Source organism: Marivita cryptomonadis, from assembly GCF_002115725.1.
Taxonomy (GTDB): Bacteria; Pseudomonadota; Alphaproteobacteria; order Rhodobacterales; family Rhodobacteraceae; genus Marivita; species Marivita cryptomonadis.
In genome coordinates, this window is sequence record NZ_JFKD01000006.1 from 37,351 (window position 1) to 59,187 (window position 21,837).

The following is a 21,837-nucleotide window of genomic DNA, read 5'->3' on the forward strand; positions in this document are numbered from 1 at the left end:
GTGGACTAGTCGGCAGCGGTGGTGACGAAGAAATACACCCACTCTCCCTTGAAATCAGGGTTCTCGTCGCGTGCCTCACTGACACGATCCCTCAGCCATTCGAGATACGGACCAGCCGGTTCAACGAGTGGACGTACGCCGTCATAGAGCGGAACCGACGCGGCAAAGGCGGCTGCGATCTCTTGGCCAAACGGTGGGCCGATCTCAATGTAAAGACCAGGCTCGCCGGCCGCGAGGACGGTGTCGGACCCGATCTGAAGCGCACCTTTTGCGGGTGTGAGGGTCAGCGGGCTGAACTGGTTGGGCATCAGGTGCAAAACGTTGCCATCTGCGTCGAAGTAATCGACATAGACATAGGCATCGTAATCTGCGCCCTGCAGGGACATGATCAGTGGGCTGCCAGCTGCATAACGAAACTCGCGAGCGTGGGTGCTCTTGCCGACAAGAAGCGGGTTGATGATCTGGTCGGTGGACTGGGGCAGACCGACGCTGGCGATGCCGGACAGGGCGCCGCACTGTGGGCGTGGCAGGATAAGCAGGTTGTCACGAACCGGAATATCTGCCCCCATCTGCGCTTGCATCGCGGTAACCACGCTTGCGCGCAGGTCAGGGGCGGGGACGTGACCAGCAACAACCAGTGTGTTGTCCGTAGGGTCGAACTCGACCTGCAGACGCGAACAGGGCACGGCGCTCAGGATACTGGTGATTCCGTCGCGGACTTCGGCGGCTGCTCCGCCCAGATCATTGGGCTCCATGAAGCTTTGAAAAGCAGAAAGGGACACCGGATCGACTGCACCATCACCCGAGCCCTGAAATGCAAGCGCGGCTCTGGCGCGATCAGATTTTGGTGCGACGGGCTGTGCCATGGCTGGATCAATCGGGCGCTGGGCGATGGCAACAAGATCGGGTTGGGATTCTTCTGCAATATTGTTCTTAGCGACAAGCGACTGTGCCGCAGGTGCCGCCAATTCCGTTTCAGCGGGGCGAAAGACAGCAGTCTGCACGGCACTAGCCGACTGTGACTGAACAGAAATCGCTGCCCGAGGGGCTGGTGTCGCAGGCACCGCCAAAGCAGGGGCGCGCGCCGCAGCGGGAATCGCATCTGCCACCATCACCGGCTCAACCGCGAGCGCCACAGATGCGGCGGCATTGGATGCCAAAGCGGAGACTGTGGCTCTGTTTGTTTCAAGTGCTGCCGACGGTGCGCTTGTCTGCGGGACGATCGCCGCGGCGAGGGATTGCGCAGGAGTGGCAACGGTTTCAGCTTGAGGCCCCGTTGGTGCCTCGGGCGCTATGCTGCTGCCTTGAGCGGCAAGTGCAGGGGCTTTAATGCTTTCGGCATCGATTGCGCTTGCGCGGGACGTCGCAACCTGACCCTGTCCCAAGGCAGTGCCGCTTGTATCACCGGCCCGGGCCTGATCCGAGTCAGGTGCCGTTTCGCGCGCCGTGCTGCGCTGAACCTGATACGCGGCGAGTTCGAGTTGCGTTTCCGGCATAGGTTGTTCGGGAATGTCGCCAGGTCGGGTTGCCAGATACAACGCAAATGCCCCGGCACCATGCGCGCCAAGCGAGGCGGCGACAGCAAGCGTCCAGATCAACCCGCCCCGGATCATTGAACCGGAGGCGTGGTTTCGGGGGTGACGACCAAGACAACCTCCTCTGCGCCAAGAGCTTCGATGCGACTTATCAGTGGAAGCACGTGGCGCAGTTCGGTTTCGCGATGCGCGTTGATGCGTACAAGCGTTTCTGATGTGTCACGCAGGCGGTTCGCCATCACTTCGTTCAGCGCGTCGTCAGCGACGGGCGCTCCATCTATTGCAAGCTCACCCAAGGCCGAAAGAGAGATGGTGGTCCCGCCCGAGGGCATATCCGCCCCGGTTTGTGCGGTCGGCGGGCTGACATCGAAGGGGGCAGTGGCGTCCATTCGACCAATCAACATGAAGAAGACCAGCATAAAGAACACCACGTCGATCAGGGCGACGATGGTCTCGGGTGGCTGCCGCTTGGCGGGGCGCGACAGTTTCATTCGGCAACCTCGAGCCTCACCACGCGCAGGTTGGTCACACCTGAACGGGTTGCGGCGTCCATCACCGAAACGAGCGATTGCATGTCTGCAGCGCCGGACGGAAGAATGAGCACACGCAACGCAGGGGTGTCTTGCAAACGGCTCAGGAACAAGGTTTCAAGCTCTGGCACGGCCAGCCCTTCCCCCCGCACTGTTGGTATGCCATCCGATCCGATGCGGATCATCATAGGCGCTCCAGCCGTTTCGGTAAGCTGAGGGTCTGCAATAGCGGGATCGTCTGCCCGTTGTACCGCCGGGATCATATCGAGATTGAGGTAGGTCGACGTTACCATGAAAAACACCAACAAGATCAGCAGCACGTCGATCATTGGCACGAGCGAAATCAAAGCTTTCGGAGGCTTCGGTCGTGTGAGAGCCAGAGTGCTGGGGTCCTGCATGATGCGCCCCTATTTGCTGGGCTGATCCGCGATCAGCATCAATTGGGCGACAGCGCCTTCGATCAATTGTGCCGCGCGTTCAGCGCGGCCCGACAAAAGTGAAGCGCCGACAGCGGCGGGGATCGCCACAAGTAGCCCGGCGGCGGTCGTGAGCAGTGCCTGCCAAATGCCTCCGGCCAGCACAGAGGCATTGGCCGCGCCTTCCGCCAGCTCAAGCTCTTGGAATGACTGGATCATCCCAAGGACCGTGCCCAGCAAGCCAAGCAAGGGCGAGATCATCGCAATGAGTTCCAACAGGCGGATATGCGAGTTCATCCGTGCAAGCTCTTCGTTCCCACGCCGCATGAGTTCGGTCATCAGGGCGGGCCCTGAACGGCCCTTGCCAAGTGCTTTAATTGCGAACGCGAGGACGCGGTCCGCTGGAGCAGGGCCGCTTTCGGCGCTGCGTTGTGCCTCGTCGATCCGTCCAGCCTCGAAACTGGCGAGTGCTGCATCTCGGATGGCGTTACCTTTCAGCACCGGCAATAGTTGGACGATTTTGTATGCGATGAGCGCAATCGAAAAGACCGACATGATCGCCAGCAACAGAATGATCGGTCCGCCTGTGCCGATATTGGCAAATGCGTTTAACACGTCACTTCACCAGCGCGGCGTCGGTCTTGCTGCCCAGTTCGAGGAATGCAAAACAGTCCGCGTTGTCTTCGTTCTGTGGCTTGCACACTGGCATGTCGTGCAAGACGATTTCGGAGATGTCCGTACATGCGATTTCTGGGATCGCAAACAGTTTGAGCGTCGTGCGCTGAACGGGAAGGGGGGCCGCGTCGATCGACAAAAGGCGGTCGATGACCCCATTGCCGTCAAGAATGGCGAGGCTCATTTCAAACCCTTCAAAGCTTTTGCCGGTTTCGTTGCGAAACAAGAAATAGGCTTGGCATCCATTAGGTTCACCGGGTTCGAACTTGTTCAACTCGACTGACAAGGCGCCCGATTGCGCAGAAGCGAATGTTGCCATGACGCCTAGCATCGTCGCCGACAGCCAAGTAAAGGTTTTGTTCACATCGACCTCCCGTGATGCGACCTGTGCTGAACAGGTCTTCTTATGCAGTTTGGTCACGTCAAAGGACGGACGCAAAACACTCAAACAAAATCGTTTAGCGTGGCTTTGCCCATCGTGCTGCTGCGCATGGGCCTGTTATCATATCTGCCCACAAGGAAACGCGAAGTCAGTGTTTCGGTCAAGCCTGCGGTCTGCTTAGGCGCTGCCATCTGCATCAGGTCCAAGCTGTGAGTTCGGCGTGAATTGTCGAAAAATGTTTGTCAGACTCGGTTTTAATCTGAATGATAGGATTGTGGCGCAGCTGATTGTTTGACGTCGGTTGGGCGGTTTTTTGTTGTTGAAGTGTTTGATCAGAATGTTTGTTTTTGCAGGGGTGCGGTATGCTTGACGCTGTCGAAGGTCCACAGGATGTGATTGCCGAACTGCAGGCGTTTCGCGAGTCAATGCGTACGCTCGTATCCCAAGTTGCTGCGCAAATGGCCTTGCGGAACAAGATGAACGACCAAAAAGTCGAAGCGCTTTGTGCCAAGATCGAAACAGCAGTGCGCGACTATTCCAATATGCTGATGCGCCAAAACGCGGTCCGAACTTCGCATGAAGCGAATGCTTCGGATCATGATGCTTTGATTGCGCTCCGACGCGAATGGGGCGTGGCCAGCACACGCAGCAGCTTGCTGCGCGTCGAGTTGAACCAATGGAGCCTGATGCGCGACATGATTCAGTTGCAGGTAGCAAGTCGGAAAAAGCGCGTGCCGCTGTACGAAAAGCAGCAAAGTCCGCTTGCCAAGGCCCAAAGCTCGGCAAGTGATCATGTGTTCGACTGGGTGCACGCCATCCTGAACCAGCATAAGCAATCAGGCGACGCGTATGAGAGTGGGTGTTTTCCCGACATCGCATTGCCCAACAGTGAGTTTCACAAACATCTTCACGCGGCATATCGAGTGCTGCTTGCTATGGAAAAAACAGACCGGATGCGCTTTCTCGACGTGGGCTGCGGTGGCGGTCTGAAAGTGCTGTCGGCCCGGCGATACTTCAAGGAATCGGACGGGCTGGATTATCAGCAGACATATGTCGACGCGGCGCGCGCGATCCTCGAGAAGGCTGATGCGGAAGACGCTACTGCGTTTCAAGCGGATGCACTGACCTTTGACGGGTATGATGGGTACGAGGTCATTTATTTCTACCGCCCTATCCGCGACCACGAAAAGATCATTGAGATGGAGAAGAGGATTGTCGACAGCGCCCAGCCTGGCGCACTTCTGATCGCCCCCTATTGCGGGTTCGCTCAGCGATACGCGGAGCTGGGCTGTGGGCGTGTGGACGGTGCGGTGTACATGGCGAAGACATCGCAGAACAAAGCAGACCAATGGCGCCGCAAGGCGGAACAGACAGGCGTCGCTGTCGTCCAAGCCGAAGAAGAGCGCATGTCGACGATTTGGACCCCGCTTCTCAAGGCGTCCCGCCACTCCGGTTACGACATTGCGCGCCATGTGCCGCTGATTTGAAACTGTACGTCGCATAACGTCAACGCCGTGGAGCTTCGCACATCGCGCCAAGGTTCAGGAACACCGATCGACAGGACGAATTCCAAGAAATTTACCCTAGGACACATTCTAATCTGGATTTTTCACAAAGACTTGATAACCTTCGTTTAGTTTTTTTGCCCAAAGCGGGGCGTTTTGATTTTTTTATTACGTGAAGCAAAGGCTGCCTACGTGTCGGATATGCTCAAATCTCACGGTGACGATGCGCCGAGCGGCGAAAATTTGGAGTATGATCCGGATTTCATCGCCATGGAGCTGGCTGGTCAGCCCGAAGAAGAACGGCAAGCTGGTTCAGAGATCGTTGAGGGTAGCGATCCAGACTACAAGGATCTGGCAAGCAAGGCCCGGGTCATCCTGGAACGTAGCCACGACATCCGTGCTGCTGTCTATCTTGCTGACAGCGAGGCACGACTGAACGGGCTTGTTGGGTTTGCAGAAATCACGGGGTATATCCGTGGGTGTCTCGAAGACTTCTGGGACACGTGTCATCCTCAATTGGACGAGGAAGACGACAATGATCCGATGATGCGGATCAACGCAGTCAGCGGGCTGGCTGGACGGACAACCATCCTGCGTGGTTTGCGCACCGCGGCGCAACTGACGAACAGCCGGGTCATGGGGCGCGTCACGCTTCGGGATTTCGAAATCCTCAACGGCGAGGCAGAGCCGAAAGATGATGAAACGCCGAAATCTTCGAGCGAGATCGAGGCTGCCTTTACCGACACTGCTGATGAAGAACTTGAGGCCTATTTCAACGCCGCCTCGACTGCGCTTGAAAATGTGAACGCGATTGATGCGGTGTTTCTCGAAAAGACGCCTGGATACGGCCCGTCATTGGACGAGCTGCAAAAGCTGTTGAACAAGATCGTGAAGTTGCTTTCGAAATACGTTCAAAGCGCTGATCCGATCGAAGAAGCTTCGGACGCGGCAGATGACGGGGCAACTGGCGCGCGGCCTGCGATGCGCGGCGGTGGCGTACCCGGCGTGATCGAGACTCGTGCGGATGTGACGGCGGCTCTTGACCGGCTCATGGATTACTACGCACGGCACGAGCCTTCTAGCCCGCTGCCCATCCTGCTCAAGCGTGCCAAGCGGCTGGTCGGTGCGGAATTCATGGAGATTATCAAGGAGCTCGCGCCCGAAGGGGCCGCGAATGTCCGACTTGTGGGGGGGTTAAGCGAGGAAGAAGAGGGCGAGCCGAGCGACAGCTCTTGGTGATGCCCATGCCATGCACTGTGTGGCGCTTTCGGAACGTGAATATCAAAAAACGCGAACAACAGATGGGGAAATATTATGTCCAGTTCACAGAAGTTTATTGCGCGAAATCGCGCGCCGAGGGTTCAGATCGAGTACGATGTCGAACTTTACGGCTCGCAAAAGAAGATCCAGTTGCCGTTCGTCATGGGGGTGATGTCCGACCTTGCCGGCAAGTCCGAGGTTGAACAGCCAAACATCGCCGACCGCAAGTTTCTTGAAATTGACGTCGACAATTTTGACGACCGGATGAAGTCGATGAAACCCCGCGTCGCGTTTTCGGTTCCGAACACATTGACCGGCGAAGGCAATCTTTCGGTGGATGTCACCTTCGAAAGCATGGATGATTTTTCTCCGGGCGCCATTGCCAAACAGGTCGAGCCGCTGCGCAAGCTGATGGAAGCGCGCAACGAGCTGTCCAATCTCATGACTTACATGGATGGCAAGCCCGGCGCTGAAGAACTGATCGCCAAGACAATGAATGATCCCGCGCTTCTCAAGTCGCTTGCTGCACAGGCGGCACCCAGCGACGGGGATGATGCTGCAAAGGACGAGGGTTAAGATATGGCCGAACAAGCAACAGAAGCACAGGTCGACGGTGGCGCAACCGAGACCTCTGAGTCCGACTTCGCGAGCCTGCTTCAAAAGGAATTCAAGCCGCGCACGGATTCTGCAAAATCTGCGGTCGAGACTGCGGTGCAGACGCTGGCCCAGCAGGCGCTTGCGAATGCAAGCCTGATTTCCGAGGATGTTTTGCTGTCGCTGGAGGCGATGGTCGCCGAAATCGACCGCAAGCTGTCCGAGCAGATCAACGAAATCATTCACCACGACGAATACCAGCAGTTGGAAAGCGCGTGGCGGGGTTTGCATTTCCTTGTGAACAACACAGAAACCGACGAGATGCTCAAGATCCGGGTTCTGAACATCTCGAAGAAGGACCTGCACAAGACAGTGCGCAAGTTCAAAGGTACAGCTTGGGATCAGTCGCCGATCTTCAAGAAGTTTTACGGCGAAGAATACGACCAGATCGGTGGCGAACCCTATGGCTGCCTCGTGGGCGATTATTACTTCGATCACACCCCGCCCGACGTCGAATTGCTGGGTGAGATGGCCAAAATCGGTGCTGCTGCACACGCGCCCTTCCTTGCGGCAGCTGCCCCGTCCCTTATGAACTTTGAAAGCTGGAGCGAATTGGCAAATCCACGCGATCTGACCAAGATCTTCCAGACACCGGAATATGCCGGTTGGCGCAGCCTGCGCGACAGTGAGGACAGCAAGTATATCGGCCTTGCCATGCCGAAATTTCTCGGCCGTCAGCCCTATGGCGCAAAGTCCAACCCGGTCGAAGAGTTTGCATTTGAGGAAGACACTGGTGACGGTGATTCCAGCAAGTTCGCATGGGTGAACGCGGCCTACGGGATGGCGTTCAACATCAACCGGTCGTTCAAGGAATATGGTTGGTGCAGCCGTATCCGTGGCGTGGAATCGGGTGGAACCATCGAAGGTCTGCCAACGCACACCTTCCCGACCGACGATGGTGGCGTGGACATGAAGTGTCCGACCGAAGTGACGATCGGCGATCGCCGCGAAGCGGAACTTGCAAAGGCGGGACTGATGCCACTTTTGCACCGCAAGAACACCGATCAGGCCTCGTTCATCGGCGCACAGTCGTTGCACAAGCCGGCAGTTTATGACGACCCCGATGCAACGGCCAACGCCAACCTTGGCGCACGCCTGCCGTATCTTTTCGCGACATGCCGCTTTGCCCACTACCTCAAGTGCATGGTGCGGGACAAAATCGGATCGTTCAAAGAGCGTGACGATATGGAGCAATGGCTGAACAACTGGATTGGCAACTATGTAGATGCGAATCCAGATCTTTCGTCAGAACGCACCAAGTCGGAAAAGCCCTTGGCGGCGGCTGAAGTGCAGGTTCAGGCTGATCCTGAAAATCCCGGCTATTACAAATCACAATTCTTCCTGCGTCCGCATTACCAGCTGGAAGGGCTTTCTGTCTCTCTTCGGTTGGTGTCAAAACTGCCGGCTGAGAAACAATAAAGAAGATGCGCTGCGGGACACCTGCCGCGCATGAAACCAATCAAACCAACGCGGATTTTTCCGCAAAAATTTCGAAAGGAGTATCGTTATGGCTATAGACCAGTTTCTAGACTTGAAAGGCGTTCCGGGAGAATCGCAGGACAAGACCCAAAAGGACAAGATCGACGTCCTTGCATGGTCTTTTGGTTGCAGTAACTCTGGTACCACACACATGGGCAGCGGCAGCGGCGCGGGCCGTGCCAGCTTTCAGGATATTTCGATCACCAAATGGATTGATAAATCCTCACCGGTTCTGATGCAGCATGTCGCCACCGGCAAGCACATCACGGAAGGCAAATTGATTTGCCGGAAAGCAGGTGGCAAGCAAATGGAGTATTACACAATCCATTTCAAGGACATCATTGTGACAAGTGTCTCCACAGGTGGTTCCGGTGGTGAAGACCGGTTGACGGAAAATGTGTCACTGAATTTCGGCTCTTTTCACATCAAATACATCGAGCAGACGCCGACAGGTGCCGAAGGAGCCAAGCCCGAGTTCAAGTACGATATCGCGGCTCAAGACGAGAAATTCTAATCCTGCAGCCCGATATCTTGAAATACTGAAGTCACTAAGAAAAGGAGCTCGCCTGTGCAGAATACCGCTACAGACCTGTTGAAAGCCGGGGACCTATCCGGTGCATTGGCGAGCTTGCAAGATGCCGTCCGGGCAAAACCGGACGACGCGAAACTCAGAACATTTCTGTTCCAGTTGCTCTGTGTGATGGGCGACTGGAAACGGGCGGTGGCCCAACTCAAGCTGTCTGCACAGCTTGATGCGGAGGCCCTGCCGATGGCACAAACCTACCGTGAGGCGATCATCTGCGAAGTGTTTCGCGAAAAGGTTTTCGCAGGCGACAAGGACCCATTGATTTTTGGCGAACCGCAGGATTGGGTCGCCCTTTTGGCCCAAGGGCTCAAAGCGCTGGCTCAAGGTAGTCCCGACCGGGCGGCCGATTTGCGCGCAGAGGCGTTCGACAAGGCGCCAACCACATCGGGAAGTCTGGACGAACAAGATTTCGAATGGATCGCAGATGCCGACATGCGGCTGGGTCCAGTTCTCGAAATCATTATCAATGGCAAATATTTCTGGATGCCGTTCAACGTGTTATCGAGCCTGCGGATCGACCCGCCACAGGATTTGCGCGACACGGTCTGGACGGCGGCCAACCTGACACTCAAAAACGGTGGCGAACTGGTGGGGCTGATCCCGACGCGCTATGCAGGCACCGCCGAGCGGGGCAATGACAGCATGAAGCTGTCCCGCGTTACCGAATGGGAAGACCTTGGCAGCGACACCTTTGCCGGTTTGGGACAACGTTTGCTGGCGACGGACACAAGCGAAGTGTCTTTGATGGACACGCGCAATTTCCAGTTTGCCCCGGTGTCGGCCGATACCGAAGGCGAGGTCGGGGTAGATGGCTGACAGAACTCTGACAGACCGGCTGCAGCCGTCCATCCTTGACCGCCTCACCGATGACAACCCGGAAAAGACAACGGAAAATCCATCGGATCGAGTAATTGACATTCGCAGGCTGCGCGAGATCATTCAAAGAGACCTTGCTTGGCTTTTGAACACGGGCAACCTTGATACCACACTCGATGCAGAGAGATACCCGAACGTGGTGCGCTCGGTGGTCAATTATGGCGTACCTGACTCAACCGGAGATTTCGCGAACACTCAGCGCGCACTTACCGTACGCGACGCGATCCGCCGGGCCGTCGAACTTTTCGAACCACGTCTGATCGACGGGTCGTTGAGCGTGGTCAGCCGGACAGAAGACGAAACGCGCGAGTCGCTGATCGTGTTCGACATCATCGCGGACATGTGGGCGGAACCAGTCCCAGCAGAGTTGTACCTGCGCAGTCAGTTCGACACCACGACCGGGCATATCTCGCTCGAGCACGGAGGGTGATCTGTCATGGATACCCGGCTGCTCAGACACTATGAAACCGAACTTGCCTTTCTGCGTGAGATGGGGGCCGAGTTTGCAAAAAGCTATCCCAAGATCGCCGCGCGCCTTGGCATGGATGGGCTTGAGATCCTTGACCCTTATGTAGAACGCTTGCTGGAAGGCACGGCGTTCCTGACAGCCCGTGTGCAGCTCGAACTGGAACTGCAGTACCCCGCCTTCACCAACCATCTTCTTGATGTGGTGTTCCCGCATTTCCTTGCCCCGACGCCGTCGATGATGATCGCGGAACTGACACCGGACATGGAAAACGCCGATGTCGCGTCAGGCTATACAGTGCCTCGGCAGACGGTCTTGCGCTCAAAGCTCGTACCCGGCGCGCAAAAAGCCTGCCAGTTCCGCACTGCAAACGATTTGGACCTATGGCCGCTCGTCGTGTCCGAGGCGGAGTATATCCATGGGAGGGGTGATCTGGTTGCTGCTGGCGTGGCGCTGGACCCGAAAGCGCGCGCTGCAATCCGTTTGCGGCTGACTCGTCACGGGGGATTGCCGATCCGCAAGCTGCCGCTTGACAAAATAACGCTGTTCCTCGGCGGGCAGGTCAGCACAAGCTGGACACTTTTAGAGATGCTCTGCGCCCGGCCTGCGATGGTTGTGGCGCGTTCTGTGGATCGGCGGGACGACTGGGTTGTGCCGTTAAAGGCGCCGGTTGCGTCGCGTGGGCTTGACCCTGAAGAGGCTCTTTTGCCAACGCCGCGCCCGTCCTTCGATGGCTATCGCCTTCTGCAGGAATACTTTGCGATGCCCGAGCGGAACCTCTTTATCGAGGTGGCCGGACTGTCTGAATCTCTGTCGCGGACAACCGCAGACAGCATGGATATTTATCTGTTACTGCGCGACAACAAGGCCGAAATCGCTCCGAACGTCACACCGGAAGCGTTCAAGTTGCATTGCGTTCCCGCTATCAATCTTTTCCCCAAGCGCTGTGACCGGGTGCCTGTGACACATCGCGTAACCGAGCATCATGTCGTGCCTGACCGCACGGCGCCCAAGGATTTCGAGGTTTTCGCAATCACCAAAGTGACGGGTATCCGCAAAGAGGGCAAAGATGATTTGCCGCTCAAAGCGTTCTATTCGTCCGATGAATTCACTGCAGCAGGTGGGGGTGGTTCAGCCTATTACACTCATGCCCGCCATCTGCGTCAGCGCAGCGAGAGCGAAGCGCTACGGGGCGTGCGCACCAACTACCTTGGATCGGAAAGCTATCTGTCCATCGTCGATTCCAATCAGGCCCCATATCCGGGCGATCTTGGGCAATTGGCCGTTGAGGCGATGGTGACGAACCGCGATCTCCCAATGCTGTTGCCTACGGGGATCGACAACGTCTTTCATCTTCCCGATGGCGGGCCCGTCGCGACGATCCGAACACTGATCGGTCCGACCAAGCCGCGCACCTGCATCGCGCAGGGCGACGCAGCATGGCGCGCGGTCAGCCATCTCAGCTTGAATTACCTGTCGATTTCGGACGAGAGCGACGCCCCGGGCGGCGGAGCTGCAGCGCTGCGCGAACTTGTCGGTCTGTATACTCCGATTGGCGATACGGCGATGGAACGCCAGCTTGAAGGCATCATCTCGGTGACCACACGCCCTATCGTGCGGCGCATTCATGACGGTGTGCTGTCGACGGCGGTTCGTGGGCTCGAAATCACGATGTTGATGGATGAGAGCCTCTTCGAAGGCAGCTCAATCTATACGATGGGAGCGGTGCTTGAACGGTTCTTCCGCAAGTATTCGACGATCAACAGTTTTACCGAAACGGTTCTGAAAACACAGCAAAGAGGAGAGATCGCGCGATGGTCACCAAAGATGGGGGCGAACCGCGTGATCTGACTCATTACGAGCGTCTGGTCCGCGATCCCAAATCCCACCACATCTTTTTTGCAATGCGTGTCCTCGAAGCGCATTATGCAGACGAACCGCGTCTTGGTACGGCGCGTCGTCCCCGGCAGGAGAAAGTGCGCTTTGGGCAAGAGCCTGAACTGGCGTTTCCAAAATCAACCATTTACGCTTTTGATCCGCAGTCCGCGACCGAACCGGCAAAGCTCAAGAACCTGTTTTTCGGGCTGTTCGGGTCACATGGGCCGCTGCCACTGCACCTCACTGAATATGCCCGTGGGCGTAAGGCCTTTCACAAAGATACGACGTTTATCGCCTTTGCCGATCTGCTGACACACCGGCTGATGGAATTGCTCTATCGCGCATGGGTCAGGGGGCAACCAGCGCCTGCGTTTGATCGCGGCGAAAACACGGAAACGGAAAACAAGATCGGGGCCTTGGCCGGTTTCATGGGCGACCACATGCGTGACCGTGACGCCATGCCGGATCTGGCCAAGCGGCATTATTCCGGTCTCTTGTCGGCCGCTCCGAAGAATGCCGAGGGTTTGGTTTCCATTCTGAACGGGTTTTTCCATGCGCCCGTCTCTTTGGAGGAATTCATCGGCGACTGGCTGATGCTGGAACCAGATGACCGCTGGCAGCTTGGTGCTCAAGGCGGATTGGGATTCACGACCTGCATAGGTGAGCGGGTCTGGTCACACTCTGCCAAGTTTCGTTTGCGGTTAGGGCCTCTGAGCCTTGATGAATACAAACGCTTTTTGCCCGGAACCCCTGCGCTTGCGCGGTTGCGGGCGATTGTACGCAATTATGTTGGTGATCAACTCGACTGGGATGTGAACCTAGTTCTCCATGGAAAAGAGGTTCCGCAAGCCCAGCTTGGTTCTAACACACAGCTTGGTTTGACCAGTTGGATCGGGTCCGAGGACCATCCTGACGAAGTCGCCGATTTGTTCATGACCCCTTTGACAGATGTTCCATTGCAAGAAGCCCTCGCGGCTTAGAAGAAACCATTTCGCGATCAAGCGAAGGAGATTGACTTATGACCGAGATCAGCCGCGTTGCCCTGTTCGGGAAACTCAATAAAGTCGGATATCAGGCCGTCGAAGGAGCCACGGTGTTCTGCAAGATGCGGGGCAATCCGTATGTCGAGGTCATTCACTGGCTTGCTCAGTTGGTGCAGGTCGACAATTCCGACGTGCAGAAGATCATCCAACACTATGACATCGATCCCGGCAAACTGTCGGCTGACATGACGCGTGCGCTGGATGCCTTGCCGCGCGGCGCAAGTTCGATCTCGGACCTGAGTTCGCATCTGCAGGATTCGATGGAGCGGGCTTGGGTCTATGGATCGCTGCTCTACAATTCCAATCAGGTTCGCACCGGGCACCTGATCCTTGGGATGCTCAAGACGCCAGAGTTACGGACGATCCTGATGAACATTTCCAAGGAGTTTTCAAAGATCGGTGCAGATGACCTGTCGGATAATTTCCACAAGGTCACGGATGGATCGGTTGAAGACAATCTGCGTCCTCAGGACGGGTCACAGACAGGTGGCGGTGCGGTACCGGGTGAAGCGTCCGGCGCGATGGCCCCCGGAGCTATGGGTAAGGAAGAAGCGCTTGCTCAATATTGCACCGACCTGACCGAACAGGCCCGCAACGGCGAGATTGATCCCATCGTGGGCCGCGACGAAGAAATCCGCCAGATCGTCGACGTGCTGATGCGCCGTCGTCAGAACAACCCGATCCTGACCGGCGAGGCCGGGGTCGGTAAAACTGCTGTGGTCGAAGGCTTTGCCCTGCGGATTGCACGCGGTGACGTGCCACCCGCGCTGCGCGAGGCGCGGTTGTTGGCGCTTGATGTGGGGCTTCTGCAGGCCGGCGCGTCGATGAAGGGCGAATTCGAGAACCGTCTGCGTCAGGTGATTGACGAGGTTCAGGCCTCAACTGTGCCGATCATCATGTTTGTGGACGAGACCCATACACTTGTAGGGGCAGGGGGCGCGGCTGGGACTGGCGATGCGGCCAACTTGCTGAAGCCCGCCTTGGCACGTGGCACCCTGCGCACCATCGGGGCGACGACATGGGCGGAATACAAAAAACACATCGAAAAAGACCCGGCCCTCACCCGCCGCTTTCAGGTGGTACAGGTCGAAGAGCCCAGCATCCCCAAGGCGATCATGATGATGCGCGGCATCGCGTCGATGCTTGAGAACCACCACAAGGTTCAGGTTTTGGATGAAGGTATCGAAGCGGCTGTGTCGCTCTCTGCTCGCTACATCCCAGCGCGACAATTGCCTGACAAATCGGTCAGCGTACTGGATACGGCCTGCGCCCGCGTCGCGGTCAGCCAGCACGCCGTTCCTGCCGAGGTGGACGACAGCCGCAAGCGCATTGATGCGCTGACGACCGAGCTTGAAATCATCGGTCGGGATGAAACCGCAGGCATGGATATCGGGGCTCGCCGCGAAACAATCCAAGCGCTCAAGGAAGAAGAAGAGGCTCGGCTGGCCGAACTGGACAAGCGTTGGGAGGCCGAAAAAACTGTTGTGACCGATATCCTCGACCTGCGCGCCAAGCTGCGCGAAGGCGGGGCTCCCGTCGACACACCTGATGCCGCTGGCGAAGAAGCCGCCGAGAAAAGCCCGATGACCGCCGAGGAACGTGCAGAACTGCTGACGCAGCTGCGGGCGAAGAACAGGGAACTGACCGACTTGCAGGGTGAAAACCCGTTGATCCTGCCCATCGTCGATGAACAGGCGGTGGCCAGTGTCGTGGGTGACTGGACCGGTATTCCCGTGGGCCGCATGGTCAGCGACGAATTGCAAACTGTCCTCAACCTCAAGGATCACCTCGCCAAGCGCGTGATCGGTCAGGACCATGCGATGGAAATGATCGCCAAGCGCATCCAGACCAGCCGCGCGGGTCTCGACAATCCCAGTAAACCGATCGGGGTGTTCCTGCTCGCGGGCACCAGCGGCGTTGGCAAGACCGAAACCGCGCTGGCATTGGCCGAGGTGCTGTATGGTGGCGAACAGAATGTCATCACGATCAACATGTCCGAATACCAGGAATCGCATACTGTCAGCAGCCTGAAAGGCGCGCCTCCGGGTTATGTAGGCTATGGCGAGGGTGGGGTGCTGACCGAGGCGGTGCGGCGCAAGCCCTATTCCGTGGTCCTTCTGGACGAGGTCGAAAAGGCGCACCCGGATGTGCACGAGGTGTTTTTTCAGGTCTTTGACAAGGGCGTCATGGAAGACGGCGAGGGCCGCGTGATCGACTTCAAGAACACGCTGATCCTGCTGACCTCCAACGCTGGTTCTGACCTGATCATGGACATGTGCTCGGACCCCGACCTGATGCCGGAACCCGAAGGCATCGCCAAAGCGCTGCGCGACCCACTTCTCAAGATTTTCCCGGCGGCGCTTTTGGGGCGTTTGGTGACGATCCCCTATTATCCGCTCAACCCGGACATGATCGGCAAGATCACCCGCCTTCAGTTGAACCGCATCCAGAAACGGGTGACAGAGTCGCACGGCGTGCCGTTCGAATACACCGATGGTGTGGTCGATACGATCGTGTCGCGGTGTCAGGAACTGGAATCCGGCGGACGCATGATCGATGCAATCGTGACCAACTCCATGTTGCCCGACATTTCCGGCGAATTCCTACGCCGCATGATGGAAGGCAAGTCTGTTTCCAAGGTGGCCATCGACGTGAAGGATGGCGAATTCACCTATGGCTTCGATTGAGGGCAGCAGGCGTAACACTTACTCAGGGCTCTTTGGTCGACCAGTTGGTCAACCAAAGAAAACTGCGCTAGGCTCTGCTTGAGCTGAAGGAGCGACCGAGATGTTTAAGAAGACCGATCCTTCGAAATTCCCCTTGCGCCTAGAAGGCGATTGCAAGGACAAGAAGCTCTTGCCGATCTCGGCAAAAGTGATCGAGCGCGTCAGCGACATCCCCGTCATTGAAGTGGATTTCTACTGCGAAAATGTAGAACTGGCGCTTGAGGATATCGTCGGCAAGAGCATGCACTTATTGGCCGAAAGCGCAGACGGGGCGTCACAAAGATGGTTCCGCGGCACATGTGTGTCCGCCGAGTTCGTGGCGTTTTTTGATGTGGGTGGGCATTTCAAGGCCGAAGTTCGCCCATGGCTGTGGTTGCTGACGCGGCGCACGGATTTGCGCATTTTCCAAGGCATGACCGTTGTCGACATCATCCAGGCGGTTCTCGATGAATATGGGTTCTCTGGACATATCGAGATCAAATTGTCTCACAGCTACGAAGCGCGGGACTATTGCGTGCAATACCGTGAGACGGATCTCGATTTCATCGACCGGCTCATGCAGGAAGAAGGCATCTATTACTATTTCGATCACAAGCCTTCGACTGAAAAGATGATCCTGATCGACGACATGACCAAACATGTCAGCATAGCCGAGCCTTCGGCTATCAAGTTCCGCCCATATACAATGCGTTCGACACTCGCGACCCAAGAACCCTTCGTCTATTCTTGGGGGGCCCAGCAACAGGTGCGCAGCGGCAAGGTGGTGCTTGAGGATTATAACTTCGCCACTTCCACAGCGACGCTGACCTCTGGCAACCAAACGATCCGCAATAAGACGTATCTCGACGCCAAGAACGAGCGTTATGATTACCCGGGTCATTTCCGGTCAGCAAATCTGGGCGAGCATCGCGCGCGTGTCCGAATGGAGTCGGAAGCGGTGGCACAACACGCGGTGACGGGTGTCTCAGATGCCATCAACATGTCAGCTGGTTACCTGTTCGAGATTGAAGACCTGCCAAGAACCAAGGGTGAGCCCAAAAGCGTTCTGCTCCTCGAGTGTGTCCATCATATCGTGCACCTCGAAATGTTCGCTGACATGGTCGAAGGGCAGGCCGAAGAGGTGATCTCGCGGCTTGGCATACCTCATGATCCCAACGAGCCCTACCGTCTCGAATTTGTGGGTATGGATGCGAACGACACACAATACCGCGCGCCGTTCCGCACACCTTGGCCCAAGGTTGGTGGCATTCATACCGCTATCGTTGTTGGTCCAAGTGGAGAGGAAATCCACACCGACAAATATGGCCGCATCCGCGTTCAATTCCACTGGGATAGGGACGGAAAGAAGGATGACTTCTCATCTTGCTGGGTGCGGGCAATGATGCCTTGGACGGGCAAGAACTGGGGCATGGTCGCAATTCCCCGGATTGGTCAGGAGGTCGTCATCAGTTTTGAAGAGGGTGACCCGGACAGACCGCTCTGCATCGGGATGCTCTATAACGACATGACGATGCCGCCTTACGCGCTGCCTGCCAACAAAACGCAATCGGGGGTCAAAACCAACAGCTCAAAAGGTGGGGGTGGCTTCAACGAGTTGATGTTCGAAGACAAGAAAGACGACGAACTGGTCCGGTTCCAATCCGAGAAGGACTATGAACAGATCGTCAAGAACGACTCCACCATTACAGTTGGCCTCGAAAAGAAAAAGCCTGGCAGCCTTAGTACCACGGTCCACAAGGATCTGTCAGAGACGGTCAACACGGGCGATCACAGCACCTTGGTTAAACAAGGCGACCTGAGCATCGACGTAAAGATGGGCAAGATCACGGTCACAGCGATGAAATCCATCGAGCTGAAATGTGGTGGATCCACGATCAAGATGGACCCGCAGTCGATCAAGATCAAAAGCCCAATGGTCACTGTTCAGGCGGATATGAAAGCCGATGTGAAAAGCCCAATGACCACGGTGAGTGGTGACATGATGCTGACGCTCAAAGGTGGCGTCGTGATGATCAACTAAGGGGAAACATCATGGCAGGCCGTTTCAGCAAATTGACGAAAATCCCCACCGATCCGGCGGCCAAACTCTTGGCGCAAGGAAACGTGCGGCTGGAAACCCCGTTGGACGCGCCTGCAAGCGCTTCGGTTGAAACTGTACTGACAGAGCTCGACCGCAAAGGCGCGAATGTCGATCTGCTGCGGCTCATGTCCATTGCATTGCCGCCGCGCGAACGGGTCTGGTGGGCGTGCCTTGCCGCGCGCGATATCGTTGGATCAGGTGTCGAGAACGAAACCCCGTCCTTGCAAGCTGCCGAGGCATGGGTGTTTCGCCCCAGTGACGAAGCGCGTGACAGCGCCATTGCCAGTACGGAACATGCGGACAAGGACGATGTGACCGTCCACTGCGCGATGGCAGTCATGTATTGCGATGGCACTCTGGGCACCGGCGATATGGCGCAAATCCCCGCACCGCCGGGCGGATCGTCCATTGCGGCCTTTGCCATGAATGTCGAGGCGATTTCGACGCGAACAGACGATTTCGATATTTATATTCAAGAGCTTATTGACCGCGCTGTCGATATCGGGCGAGGTGGCAACGGGAAGCGCAAGGAAAAAGGAGAGGGCGTTTAGATGCCGGGACCGCCGCAGGCCAGAATATTCGATTTGCACATGTGCTTTACGCCTGCTCCTCCGCCTGCGCCGCCGATTCCGGTGCCGGTGCCGATCCCCATTATTCCGCCGGGGTGTCCAACTGTCCTCGTTGGAAAACTTCCCGCAGCGCGGATGTTCGATATGTGCAACATTCCCTTTCCACACCCGATCATTAAAGGATCCATGTCAGTCATCATCGGTAAAATGCCCGCGGCCCGGATCGGAGACAGCGTGGCTTGTGGTGGCGCGATTGTGAAGGGTGAATTTACTGTGCTTGTGGGAGGCTGACCGCCAGTGATGACGGTGACACTGAAATTTCAATCCTCCGGCATGGTTCCGGGCGATGGCCGTCCGATTCAGATGAAGGGCGGCAGCCTGACCGTCGGGCGCGGTCCGGGCAATGACCTTGTCCTGCCTGATCCGGATCGCATGCTGTCAAAAAGCCATTTCGTGATCGAAGACCATAACGGCAAGATCGTGATCGTCGATTTCTCAACCAATGGGACCTTCCTGAACTACTCCAAGGCGCCCTTGGGGCGGACACCAACAACATTGAACAACGGCGATGTTCTGTCGGCGGGCGGATACGAACTGGTCATTGAGATCGGGCAGGAACTGGCGGATCTGGATGATCTGATCCCACGCAAGCCGGAACAGACCGGCTTGTCTCACGGCAATGCCGCCAACGCACCTGATCCGTTGGCGATGCTTGACGACTCAGATCCCGGTGGAGACTTCCTTGATGATCTGCTGGGTGCAGAAGGGGGCCCCACTGGTCCTAAGGGCATAAACGCAACCGATCCCATCGATGATCTCTTGCCGCCACTGGGCGAAGAAGAAGACCCATTCTTCCAGAAACCGAAAGATGGACGCGAGGGAGATGGGGCATCATTGCCGATGCACAACCCCTCAGTGAGCGACAGTTTCGCGCCGTCGGGGCGCAGTAGTCCGGGGATGATCCCCGACGATTGGGACGATTTTCTTGCGCCGACCGATGACGAGATCCCGGCCAAGGACGAGACACCAGCACCGCCAATTCCCGAACCCGAACCGGTCGAACCCGAGCCGACGCCAAGTCCTCCGCCCAGCAGCGTAGAGCCGCCGCCGCCCGTCGAACACCCGGTCACGCCTGCAGAAGAGACATTGCTGCCTGCCGCAGCTGTTGCACCCGCCGCCCCGGTCCCCGCACCGGTCGCCAGCGGTGACCAATCCGCAGCGCGCGCCTTTATCGCCGCGCTTGAGGTCGAAGACCTGACCATAGACGAGGCCGACCTTGAACGCGCAATGACGCGTATGGGCCGGGTCATGCGCACGATGATTGTGGGCCTGCGTGAGATCCTCATGACACGGACGTCGATCAAGTCCGAGTTCCGCATCGACCAGACCATGATCGCCTCCGGCGGAAACAATCCGCTCAAGTTTTCACTCAGCGAAGACGATGCAGTGACCGCCTTGGTGAAACCCAAGGCCAAGGGCTATCTCAGCTCTGAAACGGCAACCGAACAGGCGCTTGACGACATTAAGGCCCATGAGATCGCAATGGTCACCGGCATGGAGGCGGCGATCAAAGGGGTGCTCGCCAAGCTTGATCCTGACGTGCTCGCAGGTCAGATTGAGACATCCACTGCGATTGGCAGTATGTTTAAGGGTAAGAAGGCCCGGTATTGGGAAGTATACGAAAAGATGTACGCCCAGATTTCCGATCAGGCTGAAAATGATTTCCATGAACTGTTCAGCCGCGAATTCGCGCGGGCCTATAAGGAACAGCTCGAAAAGCTAAAATAAGCGCGAGTATGCGCAACGACGACGGGGGAATTTGAACGTGTCCTGGGACAACAAGGTGCTGTGGACGGAGGGGCTTTTTCTGCAGCCTCACCATTTCCAGCAAGCTGATCGTTACACCGAAGCGCTGGTTGCAGGGCTGGCGCGCCGTGTGACGCCCTACGCCTGGGGCTTTAGTGAGCTTGAAATCGACGATGAAGCGCTCAAGGTGGGTAAGTTTGCGGTCAAATCCTGCGCGGGGCTGACGCAGGATGGCACGGTGTTTCGCGTGCCGCAGGCGGAAGATCACCCGCCCTCGCTCGAGGTGCCGGAGAATATCAAGGACTGCGTCGTCGTTTTGACGATCCCGCAGCGGCGGCAGGGGGCGACCGAGGTCGATCTGAGCAACAGCGGAAGCTCGGCCAGTCGCCTGAAGCCGGCCGAGATCGAAATCACGGACGTGACGGGGGCCGTCTCAAAAGGTGTGACGGTCGGCGTCGGCAAATTGCGCCTGCAATTCGCGCTTGAGGTTGATGATCTGGCCGACATGCTCGTGATTCCGATTGCCCGGATCATCGAAGTGCGCCCGGACAAGGAAATCCTGCTCGACCGTTCCTTCATTCCCAGTTGCGTTGATATTCGCGCTGCGCCGACGCTTGCAGGATTCGTCAGCGAACTCGAAGGTCTGCTATCCCACCGCATGACCGCGCTTGCCGGGCGTCTGTCTGAAAGCGGCCCAGCACGCGGGACTGCGGATATTTCGGATTTCCTGCTTTTGATGACGGTCAACAAGGCGCTGCCATTGTTCCGTCACTTCACCAATATCGAGAACGTCCATCCCGAAACGGTTTACCGCGCTTGCGTAGTGCTGGCTGGGGAGCTCGCCTCCTTCATGGCCGAAAACAAGGAAGCGCCCAAGCTTCCACCCTACAAGCATGACGACCAACCGGCGACATTCACGCCGGTTTTCCGCATCCTGCGGCAATATCTCAGCGCCGTGCTTGAGCAATCGGCGGTACTGATTGCCTTGGAAGAACGCAAATACGGCATCAGTGTTGGCCTTATCGCCGACCGCAAGCTGCTGTCGACCGCTGGTTTTGTTCTGGCTGTCAAAGCCGAAGTTCCGGCGGAAGACATCCGCCGCCATTTCTCGGGTCAGTCAAAGATCGGCCCGGTGGAAGAAATCCGGCAACTGGTCAATTCCGCCTTGCCGGGCATCACATTGAGACCCCTGCCAGTTGCGCCCAGACAGGTGCCCTATCAGGCAGGAAAAGTGTATTTTGAACTCGACGCCGACAGTCCTTACTGGGGCAAGATGACAACATCGGGCGGCATCGCCGTGCATGTGTCAGGCCAGTACCCGGGACTCGATATGGAGCTGTGGGCGATCAGAAATAGTTAAGAAGAGGCTGC

At 57.1% G+C, this 21,837-nt stretch carries 20 protein-coding genes; 15 read left to right on the forward strand and 5 right to left on the reverse strand.

The window, feature by feature from the left end:
* Positions 1-5: 5 nt before the first annotated feature.
* The 5 genes from MCRY_RS08155 to MCRY_RS08175 are packed head-to-tail and all read right to left on the reverse strand — an operon-like array spanning position 6 to position 3,487.
* Complete coding sequence (locus tag MCRY_RS08155) at positions 6-1,613, reverse strand: DUF4384 domain-containing protein (RefSeq protein ID WP_085629011.1); 1,608 nt, start codon at positions 1,611-1,613, stop codon at positions 6-8.
* Complete coding sequence (locus tag MCRY_RS08160) at positions 1,610-2,026, reverse strand: ExbD/TolR family protein (protein ID WP_085629012.1); 417 nt, start codon at positions 2,024-2,026, stop codon at positions 1,610-1,612. Before MCRY_RS08160 ends, MCRY_RS08155 begins: the two co-directional genes overlap by 4 nt.
* Positions 2,023-2,463, reverse strand: coding sequence for an ExbD/TolR family protein (locus tag MCRY_RS08165; protein WP_238939521.1), 441 nt, complete (start codon positions 2,461-2,463; stop codon positions 2,023-2,025). Before MCRY_RS08165 ends, MCRY_RS08160 begins: the two co-directional genes overlap by 4 nt.
* Positions 2,464-2,472: 9 nt before the next feature.
* Entirely contained in the window at positions 2,473-3,096 is a 624-nt protein-coding gene (locus tag MCRY_RS08170; RefSeq protein ID WP_244897893.1) for a MotA/TolQ/ExbB proton channel family protein, read from the reverse strand.
* A 1-nt stretch (position 3,097) separates the two neighbouring features.
* Entirely contained in the window at positions 3,098-3,487 is a 390-nt protein-coding gene (locus MCRY_RS08175) for a hypothetical protein (protein ID WP_085629180.1), read from the reverse strand.
* A 413-nt stretch (positions 3,488-3,900) separates the two neighbouring features.
* Here MCRY_RS08175 and MCRY_RS08180 point away from each other — a divergent pair, with 413 nt between their 5' ends.
* The 15 genes from MCRY_RS08180 (at position 3,901) to tssK (ending at position 21,826) form a co-directional block, all read left to right on the forward strand.
* Entirely contained in the window at positions 3,901-5,025 is a 1,125-nt protein-coding gene (locus tag MCRY_RS08180) for a class I SAM-dependent methyltransferase (protein ID WP_085629013.1), read from the forward strand.
* 219 nt (positions 5,026-5,244) lie between these two features.
* Complete coding sequence (gene tssA, locus MCRY_RS08185; RefSeq protein WP_085629014.1) at positions 5,245-6,282, forward strand: type VI secretion system protein TssA; 1,038 nt, start codon at positions 5,245-5,247, stop codon at positions 6,280-6,282.
* A gap of 72 nt (positions 6,283-6,354) precedes the next feature.
* Positions 6,355-6,879, forward strand: a complete 525-nt coding sequence (gene tssB, locus MCRY_RS08190) for a type VI secretion system contractile sheath small subunit (RefSeq protein WP_138488195.1) — start codon at positions 6,355-6,357, stop codon at positions 6,877-6,879.
* Between the two features lie 3 nt (positions 6,880-6,882).
* A complete protein-coding gene (gene tssC / locus MCRY_RS08195) occupies positions 6,883-8,376 on the forward strand; it encodes a type VI secretion system contractile sheath large subunit (protein ID WP_085629016.1) in 1,494 nt (497 codons plus the stop codon).
* Positions 8,377-8,488: 112 nt separating this feature from the next.
* A complete protein-coding gene (locus tag MCRY_RS08200; RefSeq protein WP_275296621.1) occupies positions 8,489-8,950 on the forward strand; it encodes an Hcp family type VI secretion system effector in 462 nt (153 codons plus the stop codon).
* Between the two features lie 54 nt (positions 8,951-9,004).
* Positions 9,005-9,838, forward strand: a complete 834-nt coding sequence (locus MCRY_RS08205) for a type VI secretion system accessory protein TagJ (protein ID WP_085629018.1) — start codon at positions 9,005-9,007, stop codon at positions 9,836-9,838.
* Positions 9,831-10,328, forward strand: a complete 498-nt coding sequence (gene tssE, locus MCRY_RS08210; RefSeq protein ID WP_085629019.1) for a type VI secretion system baseplate subunit TssE — start codon at positions 9,831-9,833, stop codon at positions 10,326-10,328. The genes MCRY_RS08205 and tssE overlap by 8 nt, the downstream gene beginning before the upstream one ends.
* Positions 10,329-10,334: 6 nt before the next feature.
* Positions 10,335-12,215, forward strand: a complete 1,881-nt coding sequence (gene tssF, locus MCRY_RS08215) for a type VI secretion system baseplate subunit TssF (RefSeq protein WP_085629020.1) — start codon at positions 10,335-10,337, stop codon at positions 12,213-12,215.
* Positions 12,179-13,222, forward strand: a complete 1,044-nt coding sequence (tssG, locus tag MCRY_RS08220; protein ID WP_085629021.1) for a type VI secretion system baseplate subunit TssG — start codon at positions 12,179-12,181, stop codon at positions 13,220-13,222. The genes tssF and tssG overlap by 37 nt, the downstream gene beginning before the upstream one ends.
* A 38-nt stretch (positions 13,223-13,260) precedes the next feature.
* The gene (gene tssH, locus MCRY_RS08225; RefSeq protein WP_085629022.1) at positions 13,261-15,972 is read left to right on the forward strand and encodes a type VI secretion system ATPase TssH; all 2,712 of its coding nucleotides are present in this window, start codon (positions 13,261-13,263) and stop codon (positions 15,970-15,972) included.
* A gap of 100 nt (positions 15,973-16,072) precedes the next feature.
* The gene (locus MCRY_RS08230) at positions 16,073-18,031 is read left to right on the forward strand and encodes a type VI secretion system Vgr family protein (protein WP_085629023.1); all 1,959 of its coding nucleotides are present in this window, start codon (positions 16,073-16,075) and stop codon (positions 18,029-18,031) included.
* Positions 18,032-18,042: 11 nt separating this feature from the next.
* Positions 18,043-18,642, forward strand: a complete 600-nt coding sequence (locus tag MCRY_RS08235) for a DUF6931 family protein (RefSeq protein WP_085629024.1) — start codon at positions 18,043-18,045, stop codon at positions 18,640-18,642.
* Positions 18,643-18,951 carry a PAAR domain-containing protein gene (locus tag MCRY_RS08240; protein ID WP_085629025.1) on the forward strand — a complete coding sequence of 103 codons (309 nt, stop codon included), beginning with the start codon at positions 18,643-18,645 and terminating at the stop codon, positions 18,949-18,951.
* Between the two features lie 9 nt (positions 18,952-18,960).
* Positions 18,961-20,448: a type VI secretion system-associated FHA domain protein TagH gene (gene tagH, locus MCRY_RS08245; protein WP_085629026.1), complete on the forward strand. Its 1,488-nt coding sequence runs from the start codon at positions 18,961-18,963 to the stop codon at positions 20,446-20,448.
* A gap of 37 nt (positions 20,449-20,485) precedes the next feature.
* Complete coding sequence (gene tssK / locus MCRY_RS08250; protein WP_085629181.1) at positions 20,486-21,826, forward strand: type VI secretion system baseplate subunit TssK; 1,341 nt, start codon at positions 20,486-20,488, stop codon at positions 21,824-21,826.
* Positions 21,827-21,837: the final 11 nt, after the last annotated feature.

Coding starts and splice junctions, on each gene's coding strand:
- MCRY_RS08155 (WP_085629011.1), bottom strand. CDS start 1,613: ATGATCCGGGGCGGGTTGATCTGGACGCTTGCTGTCGCCGCCTCGCTT.
- MCRY_RS08160 (WP_085629012.1), bottom strand. CDS start 2,026: ATGAAACTGTCGCGCCCCGCCAAGCGGCAGCCACCCGAGACCATCGTC.
- MCRY_RS08165 (WP_238939521.1), bottom strand. CDS start 2,463: ATGCAGGACCCCAGCACTCTGGCTCTCACACGACCGAAGCCTCCGAAA.
- MCRY_RS08175 (WP_085629180.1), bottom strand. CDS start 3,487: ATGCTAGGCGTCATGGCAACATTCGCTTCTGCGCAATCGGGCGCCTTG.
- MCRY_RS08180 (WP_085629013.1), top strand. CDS start 3,901: ATGCTTGACGCTGTCGAAGGTCCACAGGATGTGATTGCCGAACTGCAG.
- tssA (WP_085629014.1), top strand. CDS start 5,245: ATGCTCAAATCTCACGGTGACGATGCGCCGAGCGGCGAAAATTTGGAG.
- tssC (WP_085629016.1), top strand. CDS start 6,883: ATGGCCGAACAAGCAACAGAAGCACAGGTCGACGGTGGCGCAACCGAG.
- tssE (WP_085629019.1), top strand. CDS start 9,831: ATGGCTGACAGAACTCTGACAGACCGGCTGCAGCCGTCCATCCTTGAC.
- tssF (WP_085629020.1), top strand. CDS start 10,335: ATGGATACCCGGCTGCTCAGACACTATGAAACCGAACTTGCCTTTCTG.
- tssG (WP_085629021.1), top strand. CDS start 12,179: ATGGTCACCAAAGATGGGGGCGAACCGCGTGATCTGACTCATTACGAG.
- tssH (WP_085629022.1), top strand. CDS start 13,261: ATGACCGAGATCAGCCGCGTTGCCCTGTTCGGGAAACTCAATAAAGTC.
- MCRY_RS08230 (WP_085629023.1), top strand. CDS start 16,073: ATGTTTAAGAAGACCGATCCTTCGAAATTCCCCTTGCGCCTAGAAGGC.
- MCRY_RS08235 (WP_085629024.1), top strand. CDS start 18,043: ATGGCAGGCCGTTTCAGCAAATTGACGAAAATCCCCACCGATCCGGCG.
- MCRY_RS08240 (WP_085629025.1), top strand. CDS start 18,643: ATGCCGGGACCGCCGCAGGCCAGAATATTCGATTTGCACATGTGCTTT.
- tagH (WP_085629026.1), top strand. CDS start 18,961: ATGACGGTGACACTGAAATTTCAATCCTCCGGCATGGTTCCGGGCGAT.